This is a genomic window from Flavobacterium johnsoniae, from assembly GCF_001879205.1.
In the GTDB taxonomy this organism is placed as follows: domain Bacteria; phylum Bacteroidota; class Bacteroidia; order Flavobacteriales; family Flavobacteriaceae; genus Flavobacterium; species Flavobacterium johnsoniae_A.
Genome location: NZ_MLFK01000007.1, coordinates 483,859 through 498,364 on the forward strand (window position 1 = coordinate 483,859; position 14,506 = coordinate 498,364).

Sequence of the window (14,506 nt, forward strand, 5' to 3'; positions counted from 1 at the left end):
CAGAATTGAATTTCAAGGTTTTATCTACCAAAAAAAATGGAAAGCGTAGAGCAGTAATAGGATTTTTTTGCTCTGAGTATTAAACTGATTCGTAAAGTTAAATGCAGATTTAACTGCTTTGTGCTGAGGAATAATAACCAGCAGCGAATCAAACCATTTGATTACAGCCGGATGGTCTGTTTTGATATTGGCTGCAAATTGATAACTGCCCTGAGGCTGTATAAATGCTGAAGAATCAGCAATATCCTTGAAGAAGTTCGTATCCGTTTTTTGACTTTCGATTTGCTGTACAGGAAACTCGTTTGCCTGAGCAGCAAAAAGAGCTATAATCAAAAGAGATATAAAAAATATGGCTTTACGAATCCAATTCATGGCTGCGAATTTAGTTCATAAAACACAATAAATGAAATTTTAAGTGCTAATTACTTCTTAAAAATGGCTTTATTATTTTATCCTCAACTTTTGTTTGGAAGTTGAGGATAAAATGATTTATTGCTGCATTTTAAAGTAATAGTCGGCAGAATGTTTTCCTCCTCCATAAAATAAGAAAAAGATGCAAAGTAATAAAACTACAATTGCAAGAATTAAGCTTTCTGAATGCATACGTCCCATAAAATTAACGAGAACTGCACCAAATAGTACTGGTAATTGAGCTGCAATTGCCCAGCGGGTAAGCAGCCCGAATACAATCATTATGCCTCCAATCATATGGGCTGGTGCGATGTAATGCAAAAGAAACATACCACCCCCAAACTGATCTATAGGAGAAATTAAATCATGTAAATACTGAACATTGGTTACAAACGAAATTCCTTTCATAAATAAAAAAACGCCCAATATTATACGCACTAAATCTACTGGTAAATAAGTATGCGAATTGGCCCACTTATTTAAGCTTTTGACATTTTCCATGATACTACGTGATTAGAAATTATATATAAAGTTACTAATTTTTAATCATATATTTATTTTAAGTACTTGGAAATAAGTTTTTTGCTATTTATTTAACACGTTTTTGAATTTCAAGAAAACTTAAACCTGAATAACTCCTAAATTAAAAGGTTTTTGAATTGGAGCATGATTAGCAGCTTCGATTCCGATTGAAATCCATTTTCTTGTGTCCAGCGGATCAATTATAGCGTCTGTCCATAATCTTGAAGCAGCGTAATACGGAGAAGTCTGCTCGTCGTAACGTGCTTTTATTTTATTGAAAAGTTCAGCTTCTTTAGCCTCATCGATAATTTCTCCTTTTGCTTTAAGCGAAGAAGCCTCTATTTGAGCTAAAACTTTCGCAGCTTGTGTGCCGCCCATAACAGCAAGTTCTGCGCTTGGCCAGGCAAAGATTAATCTAGGGTCATAGGCTTTTCCGCACATCGCATAATTTCCTGCACCATAAGAATTACCTACAATTACTGTGAATTTTGGTACAACAGAATTGCTTACTGCGTTTACCATTTTAGCACCATCTTTAATAATTCCGCCATGTTCCGATTTTGAACCTACCATAAACCCGGTAACGTCTTGCAGGAATACAAGTGGAATTTTCTTTTGATTGCAATTGGCAATAAAACGGGTTGCTTTATCAGCGCTGTCAGAATAGATCACGCCTCCAAACTGCATTTCGCCTTTTTTTGTTTTAACTACTTTGCGCTGATTGGCTACAATACCAACAGCCCATCCGTCAATTCTGGCGTAACCGGTAATTATAGTCTGGCCGTAACCATCTTTGTAAGCTTCAAATTCTGAATTATCTACCAAACGATTGATGATTTCCATCATATCGTATTGCTCGTTTCGGGCCTTTGGTAAAATTCCGTAAATGTCATTTGGCTCTAACGCTGGCTTTAAAGCTTTGATTCGGTTGTAGCCCGCTTTATCATAATCTCCAATCTTATCGACTATACTTTTGATTTTATCTAAAGCATCTTTATCATCTTTCGCTTTATAATCGGTTACACCCGAAATTTCGCAGTGTGTTGTAGCACCGCCCAAAGTTTCATTGTCTATCGTTTCGCCAATTGCGGCTTTTACCAAATAACTTCCGGCAAGGAAAATACTGCCGTTTTTGTCTACAATTAAAGCTTCATCGCTCATGATTGGCAGATAAGCACCTCCGGCAACACAGCTTCCCATAACGGCAGCGATTTGCGTTATTCCCATACTGCTCATTTGCGCATTGTTTCTAAAGATGCGTCCGAAATGTTCTTTATCAGGAAAAATTTCATCCTGCATAGGCAGATAAACTCCTGCACTGTCAACCAAATAAATAATCGGAAGTCTGTTTTCCATAGCAATTTCTTGCGCACGAAGATTTTTCTTTCCTGTAATTGGAAACCAGGCTCCGGCTTTTACAGTCGCATCATTGGCAACCACAATGCATTGTTTTCCTTTGACATACCCTATTTTGACAACAACGCCTCCAGAAGGGCATCCGCCGTGTTCTGCGTACATTCCTTCTCCGGCAAAACCGCCTATTTCAATACTATTTGAATTTTCATCTAATAAATAAGCGATTCTTTCACGTGCGGTCATTTTTCCTTCGGAATGTAATTTCTCGATTCGTTTTTCGCCTCCGCCTAATTTTACTTTTGCAAATTTTTGTTTTAGTTCTGAAAGTAATAGTTTATTGTGATCTTCGTTTTTATTGAAGTTTAAATCCATGATATAATATTGATTTTACAAAATAGTGTTGGCTAATTTACAAAATCAATTGAAATAAATTGGTTGCTTTGTGAATTAAGAAAAAGTTTAAACCAATTATTTTTCTTTAATTTGTTTTTTCATACTAATCAGTATTTTTTATGTCAAAAGCTGCAAATACCCGACTTAATATTCTTCATAAAGCATTTGAGTTGATTTATACCAAAGGTTATCAGACCACGAGCATTGATGAAATAATTGCAACAACTCAGGTTACAAAAGGGGCTTTTTATTACCATTTTAAAACAAAAGATGAAATGGGCGTTGCTATTATCGAAGAAATTCTAAAACCAACGATGCAGGAACAATTTATAAAACCAACTGAAGCTTCTCAAGACCCAATTGAAGATTTTTATAATATGATTTCCTATTTATTGCTTGAAGACCCTTTTTTGCAGGTAAAATATGGATGCCCTGTTGGAAATCTTACGCAGGAAATGACCCCATGGAATACAAAGTTTAGTGAAGCCCTGGCTGAATTGGTTGATTTATGGAAAGCGACCATTATAAATTCTATTGAAAAAGGAAAAGAAGCGGGTTTAATTCGTAAAGATGTAATTGGCGAACAAGTAGCATTTTTTATCTTATCGGGTTATTGGGGAATACGAAATTTCGGAAAACTTCAAAATGATAATTCCTCTTATCTTGTTTATTTAAAGGAGCTTAAGGGATATTTAAATGGCTTGAAATAAAATTATTATTTAAAAACATACTAATTAGTATGTTTTTAAATATATTTGCATTGTCTTAATCAAAAAACAATGTATCAAACTCTTTTAGAATGCCATTCTTTTATAAGATGGTTTGTATTAGTAAGCTTGTTATATTCTATTTATACAGCTTACAAAGGTTATTCTCAAAAACTTCCTTTTACTAAAAAAAATAACCTTCTCCGTCACTGGACGGCAACAATTGCCCATATCCAGCTTGTTTTTGGAATATTGGTTTATGTACAAAGCCCTATTGTGAAATATTTCTGGAAAAACTTTAAAGAAGCGATTCAAAATTTGGATGCTTCATTCTTCGGAATTATTCATATTGTCTTAATGCTGCTTGCCATAGTTATCATTACCATTGGCTCTGCTTTAGCCAAAAGAAAACTTTCTGATGAGCAAAAGTTTAGAACCATGTTTGTTTGGTTTTCTATTGCCTTAGTTATCATTTTTATTGCCATTCCGTGGCCATTTTCACCTATTGCCAACCGACCTTACTTTAGATAATTATGAAAAATTTATTGCAGACAAATACCGGAAGATTGCGAATCATTGGATTTTTAGAAGGAACTTCACTTTTAATTTTGCTTTTTATAGCAATGCCAATGAAATATATTTTTGAAATGCCCTTTTTAACCCGGCCGATAGGAACGGTTCACGGGGCTTTATTTCTTCTTTTTATTTTTAATACACTGAGTGTTGGAGTAGAGCAGAACTGGAAATTTAAAAACACTACATGGAAAGTGCTTTTGGCCTGTGTGATTCCGTTTGGAACTTTTTATATTGATTCTAAGATTTTAAGCAAAATTAAAAACGATTAAAAGCCATGGTTTTTGTATTCAAAACAAATGTTGACAGCATTTCGAAAGTGAAAAAAGTGACTCCTAAATTGAATAGGTTATTTCCAAATTCAAAGTGGAATTTTGATCTTGAAGATTGTGATAATATTCTGCGATTGGAATGTAAAGATGATATTATCGAAAAAGTTGTTTTTTTGATGAAAGTTATTGGCTTTGAGTGTGAAGCTTTATAAAAACAAAAAAACATTCACCGCGGTGAATGTTTTTTTTATCTCAATTAGGTTTGAATTATTTTTTAGGAGCGCAAGCCATTCTTTTAAGTGTTGCCCATTGTTTTAGAGCATCACGTGCTTCAACAGCAGGGTAGCCCAGCATTGTTTTACCTGCAGGAACATCACCAATAACACCAGATCCGGCTCCAATTACAGCACCATCTCCAATACTGGTATGATCTTTTATCGAGGCGCTTCCGCCAATGATAACACCGTTTCCTAAAGTTACAGAACCCGCTAAGCCGCTGTTTCCTGCCATAATACAGAATCTTCCCAGTTTGCTGTTATGTCCAATTTGAACCAAGTTATCAATTTTACAGCCGTCGCCTAAAATTGTAGAACTGAATTTTCCGCGGTCAACGCATGAATTCGCTCCAATTTCAACTCCGTTGCCAATAATTACATTTCCAATTTGTGGAATTTTAACCAAACCTTTTTCAGTACAGGGGCGAAATCCAAAACCATCAGCGCCAATTGTTGCATTTGGGTGAATAATACAATCGCTTCCAATATGACAACGCTCACGAATAACTGTTCCAGACCAAATAATAGTATTTTTTCCGATAGTACATTCATCCAAAATAGTCACATTTGGATAAATAGTAGCATTAGCGCCAATTTCAACTTTTGGTCCAATATAACAACCGGCACCAATTTTAGCACCGTCGCCAATTACAGCAGTTTCGTCGATAGTGGCTGTTCTATGAATGTTATTATGAAATATTGGAGTAGGAGGGGCAAAAAGGGCGAGGATTTGTGACATGGCCAAATCGGCATTTTTTACTTTAATAAAAGCGCGATTTTCTCCGGGTTCAATCGAAATATCTTCATTCACAACTGCAATTGAAGCGTTTGATGTCGACCAGTATTTTTCGTATTTTTTATTTCCTATAAAAGAAATCTCTGAAGTTGTAGCTTTTTCTAATTGCTCTGTTGCGGTAATGCTTTGCGAAGTTGTGCCGTAAATTACGCCATTAATTACTTCATTAATTTCTTGAATTGAATAGGATTTCATTGACAATTTTTAATCGACTTAAGGTTAATTTTTGCCAAATAAAATAAAATAGATTTTAATTACCTAATAAATTTTTCATGTTTCTTAATAAATATTTAAAATAGAAGTCTAAATATTACAAAATTAACATTTTAACTATTAATTTACTGAGAGGTTTTTAATAAATAGAATTGCTGAGACTGCATTTTTGACTGAATAATCCTAGATATCACTGCTTGAAAATAAATAATTTAATTGATAAGTCTTAGCTTACATTTGTTTTGTTAATTGTTTCGTTTAGTGAAGCTTAAAAAAAAGCGATTCACTTAAAAAAGGAATCGCTTTTATGATTATTCTTTGATTTTTGATAATGACACTGCATTAATACAATATCGTAAACCGCTTGGCGGCGGCCCGTCTGGAAATACATGGCCCAAATGTGCCTCGCATACATTGCATACCACCTCAACACGAATCATTCCGTATGATTTATCCGCGTGATATCCTACAGCATTTTCTTTAATTGGCTGTGTAAATGAAGGCCATCCTGTTCCTGATTCAAATTTTTCGCTTGCATCAAAAAGAACCGTACCGCAGCACTTGCATTCATAAATACCAGGATCAAATAAACTGCATAATTCAGAGCTGAAAGATCTTTCAGTTCCTTTTAAACGAGTTACCTGATATTCTTCAGGAGTTAAAAGCTGCTTCCATTCTTCATCCGTTTTCTCCACTTTTTTATCCGGAGTCGGATTTCCTTTATTTGTAAAATGAATTACATCTGCCCATTTTATCATAACTTGTTTTTTAGTTTGAGGTTTCAAGTTTGAGGTTTCAGGTTTCAAGTTTACTGTGCCTGTAAACTGCGACTGGATACTAATAAACTGAATACTAGTAAACTGAAAACTTTATTCTTCCTCCTTCTGTCCCATCATCATTAGATAGGCTTTTAGGAAAGCATCTATATTTCCGTTCATTACACCATCGACATCGCTGGTTTCGTAGCCTGTACGAACGTCTTTTACCAGTTTATAAGGCTGCATTACGTAATTACGAATTTGCGAACCCCATTCGATTTTCATTTTTCCGGCCTCAATGTCAGCACGCTGTGCTTGTTGTTTCTTCAATTCAATTTCATACAATTGAGAGCGAAGCATTTGCATGGCACGTTGTCGGTTATCTTGCTGCGATCTCGTTTCAGAACACTGAATCTGGATTCCGGTTGGTTTGTGAACCAATTGAACTTTGGTTTCAACCTTATTTACATTCTGTCCTCCGGCACCGCTTGAGCGAGAAGTTGTAATTTCGATATCAGCAGGGTTAATGTCGATTTCGATACTGTCATCAACAAGAGGATAAACGTAAACAGATACAAATGACGTATGACGTTTAGCGTTACTGTCAAAAGGAGAGATTCTAACCAGACGATGAACTCCGTTTTCTCCTTTTAAATATCCAAACGAATAATCGCCTTCAAACTCTAATGTCACGGTTTTAATACCAGCGACATCACCTTCCTGAAAGTTAAGTTCCTTTATTTTATAACCATAACTTTCTCCCCACATCATGTACATACGCATGAGCATTCCTGCCCAATCGCAGCTTTCGGTTCCTCCGGCTCCTGCAGTAATTTGTACTACTGCGCTTAGACTATCGCCTTCGTCAGAAAGCATGTTCTTAAATTCGATGTTTTCAATATGCGATTGTGTCACATTATATTGCTCATCCAATTCTTCTGCAGAAAGTTCTCCTTCTTTATAAAAATCATAAGCAAGCTGTAATTCATCTGTTAGTGAGACAGCTTTGTCATAATCTTCAATCCATTTTTTCTTGTTTCGAAGATTTTTCACAATGTTTTCCGCTTCTTTTGGATTGTTCCAAAAATCAGGAGCAAAAGTTTTTTCTTCTTCGTTTGCAATTTCGATTAGCTTGGCATCAACGTCAAAGATACCTCCTCAACGCACCAAGGCGCTCCACAATACCTTTTACTTGTTCGGCTGTTGTCATAAATTAATAAGTAGTTTTTATGTTTTTTGTAGATATTACGTTAATTTAGGTTGAAAACTAATGCGTAATTTCGTTATACAAAAATAAGATTTAGTTTTTAGAATACAGCAATTAATTTACTCAACAGAAAAGAAGGAAAAAAACTTCAGGAATAGTTTATGGATAATCTCAGTAAATATGATCTTCATAAAAATGATTTTTCAAAATTGCATTTTGAAGTAAACGATGCAAAACCTTATTTGTTAAAAAATCTGGACCATGCTGTAGTACCTCATCGACATAGTTTTATCAAATTATTTGGTTTAAAAATGCTGGAAGACATTATGTAGACTACGAAATCATTAATCATTCTGAAAACACAGTTTTTTTTATCAATACAAATCAAATTCATTATTTCTGTACAGATTCCATAAATGAAGGGGTTTTGTTTCATTTTAATGATTATTTTATTTCGCAGTTTAATCCGGAATTTTTGGAGCGGTTTTCATTATCTATTTTTAATGAAATAGGCAAACCATGTTTAAATCTTTCAGAATCCGAAATAGAACGATTTGATGTTTTTAGTAAATTTATTGAAGAAGAAATAAAAGGAAATGATGTTTTTATGAGAGAAGAAGTTTATTCTGTTTTTACAAGTTTACTTTTCTTAATTGAGCGTTTAAAAAGTAAAGAAACAAAAATTGATTTTAATTTGAATTTAGATTTTAAGCTGGCTTACTCATTTAAAGAGGAAGTGTATAAAAACAAGCAGTCTTTTTATAATATCGATTTTTATAGTAATCTGCTTCATACCAACAATAAAAAGCTTACCAGTGTTGTAAAACAATATTTAGGAAATACACCAGTCAATATTATTACCTCGATTAAAATATTAGAAGCAAAAAGAAGATTGGCTAACGGAAAATTCTCTATTCAGGAAATTGCCTATGATTTAGGTTTTGATCAGCCGACTTATTTTACAAAATACTTTAAGAAAGCCACCGGAATTACTCCAAAGGAATTTCAATCTTCGATATTTCTTTAAAATACCATTTAATGCCTCGATTTTACCATTTTAAATGATTAAATAAAGGGAATTTTGCCTTGTTAATTTAAACTACAAAATGATGAAATCACAAGCATTAATATTAGGCGGAACGACCGGAATGGGCAAAGCTTCTGCAATGTTATTATTACAGCAAAACATAGAAGTAATTATTGTTGGCAGGGCCGATAAGAATTTAGAAACAACAAAGAAAGAATTAGAATCTTTTGGAACTGTAAAAACGGCTGGACTTGATTTATTAAATGAAAATCAAACAGTTGATTTTTCTAATTCTTTAAAAACAATAGCTCCAAATTTAAAATATCTGATAAATGCAGCGGGATATTTTAGTCCAAAACCATTTTTAGAGCATACAAGGCAAGATTTTGATGTCTATCATAACTTTAATAAAAGCTTTTTCTTTATCACTCAGTCTGCTGTTAATATTATGAAAGAAAATGGAGGAGGCTCGATTGTAAATATTGGTTCAATGTGGGCAAAACAAGCTATAAAAGCAACCCCGTCTTCAGCCTATTCTATGGCAAAAGCAGGATTACATAGTTTAACACAGCATTTGGCAATGGAACTGGCAGATTTTAATATCAGGGTAAATGCAGTTTCTCCCGCGGTTGTTGTTACGCCTATTTATGGTTCATTTATTGAAGAAGCTAAAATAGAAGAAACCTTGCAGGACTTTAATAGTTTTCACCCTATTGGGCGTGTTGGAAAACCTGAAGATATTGCAAAAACGATTTGTTTTCTATTATCTGATGAAGCTTCCTGGGTGACCGGAGCTGTATGGGATGTTGACGGAGGTGTCATGGCTGGAAGAAATTAATTTTAAGGGTAATGATAAAAAAAGAGTTTTTCATGAATTTGAAAGACTCTTTTTTTTTATAAAACATTGAATCTGTATGGACTAACAATTCTTGATAGGGATGAAGAATATCATCTTAAAATTGTAAATATTTTTTTGAATTATTAATTCTATTTTTATATGTTTTTTATAAATATTACGTTAATTTGGTTGTATAGTAATTGACAAGTTAAAATTTATTAAAACTTGCGATCAATAACTAACAGTAATACGTAATTTTGCTGTCCAAAAAAGATATAGTTTTATATGGAGATAAATTTAATTAGCGATACCATTACCAAGCCTACCTATGAGATGCTTCAGTATATGTTTAACGCTCAAGTTGGCGACGACGTATACAAACAAGATCCTACGGTTATCGAATTAGAGACAAGAGTAGCCGAATTTTTTGGTATGGAAGCTGGACTTTTTTTTCCGTCAGGAACTATGGCAAATCAAACTGCGATTAAACTGCACACACAGCCGGGTGAACAGTTAATAGCTGATAAATATGCGCATGTATATCATTATGAAGGAGGAGGTGTTTCTTTTAACAGCGGTGTTTCCTGCTGTTTATTAGACGGGCATCGTGGTATGATAAATGCTGCTCAGGTTGCGGCCGCAATAAATGATCCGGAGTTTTATCATAGTCCGTTAACGAGTTTGGTTTGTGTAGAAAATACCACCAATAAAGGCGGTGGTGCTTGTTATGAATTAGAAGATTTAAGAGAGATAAAAAAAGTCTGCGATGCTAACAATTTGAAGTTTCATTTAGATGGAGCCCGAATTTGGAATGCATTAGTAGCAAAAAGACAAAATCCGAAGGAATTTGGGGCGATTTTCGATACTATTTCAGTTTGTTTGTCTAAAGGATTGGGTGCGCCAATTGGTTCAGTTTTACTTGGAAGTAAAGCTGATATTCATAGAGCGTTGAGAATCAGGAAGATATTGGGCGGGGGAATGCGTCAGGTGGGTTATTTGGCCGCCGCCGGATTGTACGCTTTGGCAAATAATATTGAACGTCTTGCAGAAGATCATCGCAGAGCTAAAGAAATAGGGGTAATTTTAAGCACTAAATCATGGATTGCTTCTGTAGAACCGGTAGAAACTAATATTTTAATCTTTTCATTGGCAGAAGGTTACAGCGACCAGCTTTTGATAGAAAAATTAAAACAAAAAAATATTTTAATAAGTTCCCTTGGGCATAACAAACTTCGAATTGTAACACATTTAGATTATAAAGAAGTGATGCATACCTATGTAGTTGAAATGCTTTCGAAGATTTAAGAAAAGTTACTAAGGCTCTAAGGTGCTGAGTTACTGAGGTTCTAAGTTGCTAAGATTTTAAGGTTTTTGCTTCGCTTATAAAAAAAAGACGCACAAAAGTGCGTCTTTTTTTTATTTTAGAACTTTTGTTATTACAGACCTCAGCACCTCAGCACCTTAGAGCCTTAGTATCTTATTTAAACAAATTATCCATTCCAGGAATCATCGGCATATCCATTTTGGCTACGGCGTCAAGTTCTCTTTCATTAATACTTGTAGCTTTTTCGATAGCTTTGTTAAGAGTTACAACTAAATAGTCTTCTAGTTGTTCTTTGTCTTCTAAAAGAGAATCATCAATAGAGACTGATTTTATTTTTCTATTTGCAGTAACCGTAATTTTTAATAATCCATCAGCGCTTTGTTCGTCAATCAAAACTGTATCAAGGCGTTTCTTTGTATCTTCAATTTTTTGCTGGGTTTCTTTAAGTTTACCCATCATTCCCATTAAATCCATTTTTTGTTGATTTTTAAATTATTTCATACAAAATTAGTATATTGCTGTATGATAACAATAGAATATTTTATGAAAAAATTAATTTCGTTCTATTGTGATTGTAGTATTTTTGCGTCTCCGAATTAAAAACCTAATGCTTAATTAAATCAATGCAGAACGATATACTGGCTCCAAAGGCCAAAGAAATTCCAAAATCATTAAAGAAACACAAAGAAACCAGAATCGATAATTATTTTTGGCTGAATGACAGAGAAAATCCAGAAGTTATCGATTATCTAAATAAAGAAAACGAATACTACCAAAAAATGACAGCCCATACTAAGGATTTGCAAGAATCTTTATATGAGGAAATGAAAGGAAGAATTAAGGAAGACGACTCGTCTGTACCTTATTTTTATAATGGTTATTTCTATATTACACGTTTTGAAACCGGTCAGGATTATCCCATTTTCGCCAGAAAAAAAGGAAGCCTTTCTGCAGATGAAGAAATTCTGTTTAATTGCAATGAATTAGCAAAAGGCCATGCTTACTTTAAATTAGGAGGTTTAAGTATTAGTCCGGATAATAAATTTGCCAGTTTTGGAACTGATCTTGTTGGAAGAAGAATTTACACGATTCAGATTAAAAATCTGGAAACTGGAGAAATTCTTGCTGATAAAATAGAAAATGCAACCGGCGGATCTGTTTGGGCAAACGACAATAATACTATTTTTTATACAAAACAGGACGAAGTTACTTTAAGAGCTGATAAAATTTTCAGACATAAATTAAATACCGATTCAAAAGACGATGTATTGGTTTACAATGAAGTTGATGATACTTTTAATGTTTCGGTAAGTAAAGAAAAATCAAGAAAGTATATCGTTATTAGTTCAGGGAGCACTTTAACGACAGAATATAGAATTTTAAATTCAGACAATCCGGACGGAGAATTTGAGGTTTTTCAGCCTCGTGTGCGTGGTTTAGAATATAGTATTTCGCATTACGAAGATTCGTTTTATATCTTGACAAATAAAGACAAAGCGACCAATTTTAAATTGATGAAAACCCCGGAGAATAAAACCGGAAAAAAAAATTGGGTTGATTTAATTCCGCATAGAGAAGATGTCCTGTTGGAAGATATTGAGATTTTCAAGAACTATTTAGTGGTAGAAGAACGCTCAAATGGGTTGAATCATATCAGAATCATGCCTTGGAATGGAGAACCGGATTATTATCTGCCATTTGGAAGCGAAACGTATAATGCGTACACTACAACCAATATTGATTTTGATACAGATATTTTGCGTTACAGTTATCAATCGCTTGCAACGCCATCATCAGTCATTGATTTTAATATGAAAACTAAAACCAAAGAAATTTTAAAAGAGCAACAGGTTTTAGGTGGAAAATTTGATAAAGAAAACTATATAGAAGAACGTGTTTGGGCAACGGCCAGAGATGGAGTAAAGGTACCAATTTCGATGATTTATAAGAAAGGACTTCAGAAAAATGGTAAAAATCCGCTGCTTCTTTATGCTTATGGTTCATATGGAATTACGATGGATACTTATTTTTCGTCAACCCGACTTTCGTTGTTAGACCGCGGTTTTGTTTATGCGATCGCTCACATTAGAGGAGGAGAGGATTTGGGAAGACAATGGTATGAAGACGGAAAACTGTTAAAAAAGAAAAATACCTTTACAGATTTCATCGATTGCTCTAAATTTGTAATAGACGAGAAATATACTTCGCCTGAACATCTTTATGCTGAAGGTGGATCTGCAGGAGGACTTTTAATGGGTGTTATTGTAAATGAAGCACCAGAATTATATAACGGCGTAATTGCTCAGGTGCCTTTTGTAGATGTTATTACAACAATGCTGGATGACAGTATTCCGCTTACAACTGGAGAATATGACGAATGGGGAAACCCAAATAATAAAAAATATTACGATTATATGTTGTCGTATTCACCTTATGACAATGTAAAAGCGCAAAAATATCCTAATATGTACGTTTCTACAGGATTACATGATTCTCAGGTACAATATTGGGAGCCAGCCAAGTGGGTTGCCAAGTTAAGGGACTTAAAAACAAATAATAATGTTTTGTTTTTAGATACCAACATGGATGCCGGACATGGCGGGGCTTCGGGACGTTTTGAGGCTTTAAAAGACTTAGCAAAAGAATTTAGTTTTTTATTAGATTTAGAAAAAATTAAAAGCTAATTAGAAATTTTTTGTTAAATTTGCAACCTATCAAGGTTATTTAAAAATGCCTTTGATTAACTATTTTTTTATGAAAGAAGAAATAAACGCTTATAATAATGTTTTAGAGTTAATAGGTAACACTCCACTTATTAGGCTAAATAAAATCACCGAAGAGTTAGAAGGAAATTTCTACGCAAAGGTAGAAGCTTTTAATCCAGGTCATTCCTCAAAAGATAGAATAGCGTTATATATTATTGAAGAAGCCGAAAGAAAGGGAATATTATCACCAGGCGATACCATTATAGAGACTACATCGGGTAACACAGGTTTCAGTTTAGCGATGGTAAGTATTATAAAGGGTTATAATTGTATTTTGGCCGTAAGCTCAAAATCATCCAAAGATAAAATTGACATGCTGAGAAGTCTAGGCGCAAAAGTTTATGTCTGTCCGGCTCACGTTTCTGCAGATGATGAAAGATCGTATTACAATGTAGCAAAACGATTACACGAGGAAACAAAAGGCTCAGTTTACATTAATCAGTATTTCAACCAGCTAAATATTGATGCCCATTACAACACCACAGGTCCCGAAATCTGGGAACAAACAAAAGGAAAAATTACACATCTTGTTGCTTGCAGCGGAACCGGAGGAACAATTTCCGGAACAGCAAAATTCTTAAAAGAGCAAAACCCTAATATTAGAATTCTTGGTGTCGATGCTTTTGGATCAGTATTGAAGAAATATCACGAAACTAGAGAGTTTGACAACAAAGAAATTTATCCATATCGTATCGAAGGATTAGGTAAAAATTTAATTCCGTCAGCTACAGATTTTGATATCATCGATAAGTTCATGAAAGTGACCGATGAAGAGAGTGCACACTCCGCAAGGGAAATCACTCGCAAAGAAGGTTTATTTGTTGGATATACATCCGGAGCAGTAATGCAGGCAATTAAACAATATGCAGAAGAAGGTGAGTTTACAAAAGAAAGTAATATTATAGCGATTTTCCCTGATCATGGTTCACGCTACATGAGTAAAGTATTCAGCGATGACTGGATGAACGAACAAGGTTTCTTTGACAGTGTTAATGAAGAAGAAGCTCAAAAAATTGAATTTGTAAAATAAGAGATTTATCTAAAAATATTCTGAACTCCATTCGTACTG

The 14,506-nt window shown here is 34.2% G+C and carries 17 protein-coding genes; 10 read left to right on the forward strand and 7 right to left on the reverse strand.

From position 1 onward, the window contains the following. Positions 1-24 precede the first annotated feature (24 nt). From BKM63_RS13680 to BKM63_RS13690, 3 genes are all read right to left on the reverse strand, one after another. The gene (locus BKM63_RS13680) at positions 25-372 is read right to left on the reverse strand and encodes a hypothetical protein (RefSeq protein ID WP_071637126.1); all 348 of its coding nucleotides are present in this window, start codon (positions 370-372) and stop codon (positions 25-27) included. A 117-nt stretch (positions 373-489) separates the two neighbouring features. After that, the gene (locus BKM63_RS13685) at positions 490-912 is read right to left on the reverse strand and encodes a DoxX family protein (RefSeq protein WP_071637127.1); all 423 of its coding nucleotides are present in this window, start codon (positions 910-912) and stop codon (positions 490-492) included. A 120-nt stretch (positions 913-1,032) separates the two neighbouring features. After that, positions 1,033-2,661 (reverse strand): acyl-CoA carboxylase subunit beta, encoded by a 1,629-nt coding sequence (locus tag BKM63_RS13690; protein ID WP_071637128.1) that lies wholly within the window; start codon positions 2,659-2,661, stop codon positions 1,033-1,035. Between the two features lie 140 nt (positions 2,662-2,801). On the opposite strand from BKM63_RS13690, the gene BKM63_RS13695 reads away from it, so the two are divergent. From BKM63_RS13695 to BKM63_RS13710, 4 genes are all read left to right on the forward strand, one after another. After that, a complete protein-coding gene (locus BKM63_RS13695; protein WP_071637129.1) occupies positions 2,802-3,392 on the forward strand; it encodes a TetR/AcrR family transcriptional regulator in 591 nt (196 codons plus the stop codon). 69 nt (positions 3,393-3,461) lie between these two features. Then, positions 3,462-3,920 (forward strand): hypothetical protein, encoded by a 459-nt coding sequence (locus BKM63_RS13700; RefSeq protein ID WP_071637130.1) that lies wholly within the window; start codon positions 3,462-3,464, stop codon positions 3,918-3,920. A 2-nt stretch (positions 3,921-3,922) separates the two neighbouring features. After that, positions 3,923-4,234, forward strand: a complete 312-nt coding sequence (locus BKM63_RS13705; protein WP_071637131.1) for a DUF3817 domain-containing protein — start codon at positions 3,923-3,925, stop codon at positions 4,232-4,234. Between the two features lie 5 nt (positions 4,235-4,239). Continuing rightward, positions 4,240-4,446 carry a hypothetical protein gene (locus BKM63_RS13710; protein WP_071637132.1) on the forward strand — a complete coding sequence of 69 codons (207 nt, stop codon included), beginning with the start codon at positions 4,240-4,242 and terminating at the stop codon, positions 4,444-4,446. A gap of 55 nt (positions 4,447-4,501) precedes the next feature. On the opposite strand, the gene lpxD is transcribed toward BKM63_RS13710, so the two are convergent. The 3 genes from lpxD to prfB form a co-directional block, all read right to left on the reverse strand. Further along, positions 4,502-5,500, reverse strand: a complete 999-nt coding sequence (gene lpxD, locus BKM63_RS13715) for a UDP-3-O-(3-hydroxymyristoyl)glucosamine N-acyltransferase (protein ID WP_071637133.1) — start codon at positions 5,498-5,500, stop codon at positions 4,502-4,504. 329 nt (positions 5,501-5,829) lie between these two features. After that, entirely contained in the window at positions 5,830-6,276 is a 447-nt protein-coding gene (msrB, locus tag BKM63_RS13720) for a peptide-methionine (R)-S-oxide reductase MsrB (RefSeq protein WP_071637371.1), read from the reverse strand. 111 nt (positions 6,277-6,387) lie between these two features. Next, positions 6,388-7,486, reverse strand: a protein-coding gene (gene prfB, locus BKM63_RS13725; RefSeq protein ID WP_123907074.1) for a peptide chain release factor 2 whose coding sequence is annotated in 2 segments (ribosomal slippage) — positions 6,388-7,422 and positions 7,424-7,486 — 1,098 coding nt in all. Because the reading frame shifts where the segments join, the coding sequence is not laid out codon by codon here. Positions 7,487-7,644: 158 nt separating this feature from the next. Here prfB and BKM63_RS23645 point away from each other — a divergent pair. The 4 genes from BKM63_RS23645 (at position 7,645) to BKM63_RS13740 (ending at position 10,653) form a co-directional block, all read left to right on the forward strand. Beyond that, positions 7,645-7,815 (forward strand): hypothetical protein, encoded by a 171-nt coding sequence (locus BKM63_RS23645; protein WP_165608772.1) that lies wholly within the window; start codon positions 7,645-7,647, stop codon positions 7,813-7,815. A 95-nt stretch (positions 7,816-7,910) separates the two neighbouring features. Continuing rightward, positions 7,911-8,510 carry a helix-turn-helix domain-containing protein gene (locus tag BKM63_RS13730; protein ID WP_071637135.1) on the forward strand — a complete coding sequence of 200 codons (600 nt, stop codon included), beginning with the start codon at positions 7,911-7,913 and terminating at the stop codon, positions 8,508-8,510. Positions 8,511-8,592: 82 nt separating this feature from the next. Continuing rightward, entirely contained in the window at positions 8,593-9,348 is a 756-nt protein-coding gene (locus BKM63_RS13735; protein ID WP_207539258.1) for an SDR family NAD(P)-dependent oxidoreductase, read from the forward strand. A gap of 285 nt (positions 9,349-9,633) precedes the next feature. Further along, complete coding sequence (locus BKM63_RS13740) at positions 9,634-10,653, forward strand: threonine aldolase family protein (RefSeq protein ID WP_071637137.1); 1,020 nt, start codon at positions 9,634-9,636, stop codon at positions 10,651-10,653. A 172-nt stretch (positions 10,654-10,825) separates the two neighbouring features. Here the strand turns inward: BKM63_RS13740 and BKM63_RS13745 are convergent, their stop codons facing one another. Next, entirely contained in the window at positions 10,826-11,146 is a 321-nt protein-coding gene (locus tag BKM63_RS13745) for a YbaB/EbfC family nucleoid-associated protein (RefSeq protein WP_071637138.1), read from the reverse strand. Between the two features lie 149 nt (positions 11,147-11,295). Between BKM63_RS13745 and BKM63_RS13750 the strand changes: the two genes are divergently transcribed. Beyond that, entirely contained in the window at positions 11,296-13,356 is a 2,061-nt protein-coding gene (locus BKM63_RS13750; RefSeq protein WP_071637139.1) for a S9 family peptidase, read from the forward strand. A gap of 70 nt (positions 13,357-13,426) precedes the next feature. Continuing rightward, a complete protein-coding gene (locus BKM63_RS13755) occupies positions 13,427-14,467 on the forward strand; it encodes a PLP-dependent cysteine synthase family protein (RefSeq protein ID WP_071637372.1) in 1,041 nt (346 codons plus the stop codon). The last annotated feature ends 39 nt before the right edge of the window (positions 14,468-14,506 follow it).

Bases quoted from the DNA above. Each gene is read 5' to 3' on its own strand.
- BKM63_RS13745 (WP_071637138.1), bottom strand. From the start codon at position 11,146: ATGGATTTAATGGGAATGATGGGTAAACTTAAAGAAACCCAGCAAAAA.
- BKM63_RS13690 (WP_071637128.1), bottom strand. From the start codon at position 2,661: ATGGATTTAAACTTCAATAAAAACGAAGATCACAATAAACTATTACTT.
- BKM63_RS13735 (WP_207539258.1), top strand. From the start codon at position 8,593: ATGAAATCACAAGCATTAATATTAGGCGGAACGACCGGAATGGGCAAA.
- BKM63_RS13750 (WP_071637139.1), top strand. From the start codon at position 11,296: ATGCAGAACGATATACTGGCTCCAAAGGCCAAAGAAATTCCAAAATCA.
- BKM63_RS23645 (WP_165608772.1), top strand. From the start codon at position 7,645: ATGGATAATCTCAGTAAATATGATCTTCATAAAAATGATTTTTCAAAA.
- BKM63_RS13755 (WP_071637372.1), top strand. From the start codon at position 13,427: ATGAAAGAAGAAATAAACGCTTATAATAATGTTTTAGAGTTAATAGGT.
- BKM63_RS13695 (WP_071637129.1), top strand. From the start codon at position 2,802: ATGTCAAAAGCTGCAAATACCCGACTTAATATTCTTCATAAAGCATTT.
- BKM63_RS13710 (WP_071637132.1), top strand. From the start codon at position 4,240: ATGGTTTTTGTATTCAAAACAAATGTTGACAGCATTTCGAAAGTGAAA.
- BKM63_RS13685 (WP_071637127.1), bottom strand. From the start codon at position 912: ATGGAAAATGTCAAAAGCTTAAATAAGTGGGCCAATTCGCATACTTAT.
- lpxD (WP_071637133.1), bottom strand. From the start codon at position 5,500: ATGAAATCCTATTCAATTCAAGAAATTAATGAAGTAATTAATGGCGTA.
- BKM63_RS13680 (WP_071637126.1), bottom strand. From the start codon at position 372: ATGAATTGGATTCGTAAAGCCATATTTTTTATATCTCTTTTGATTATA.
- msrB (WP_071637371.1), bottom strand. From the start codon at position 6,276: ATGATAAAATGGGCAGATGTAATTCATTTTACAAATAAAGGAAATCCG.
- BKM63_RS13700 (WP_071637130.1), top strand. From the start codon at position 3,462: ATGTATCAAACTCTTTTAGAATGCCATTCTTTTATAAGATGGTTTGTA.
- BKM63_RS13705 (WP_071637131.1), top strand. From the start codon at position 3,923: ATGAAAAATTTATTGCAGACAAATACCGGAAGATTGCGAATCATTGGA.
- BKM63_RS13740 (WP_071637137.1), top strand. From the start codon at position 9,634: ATGGAGATAAATTTAATTAGCGATACCATTACCAAGCCTACCTATGAG.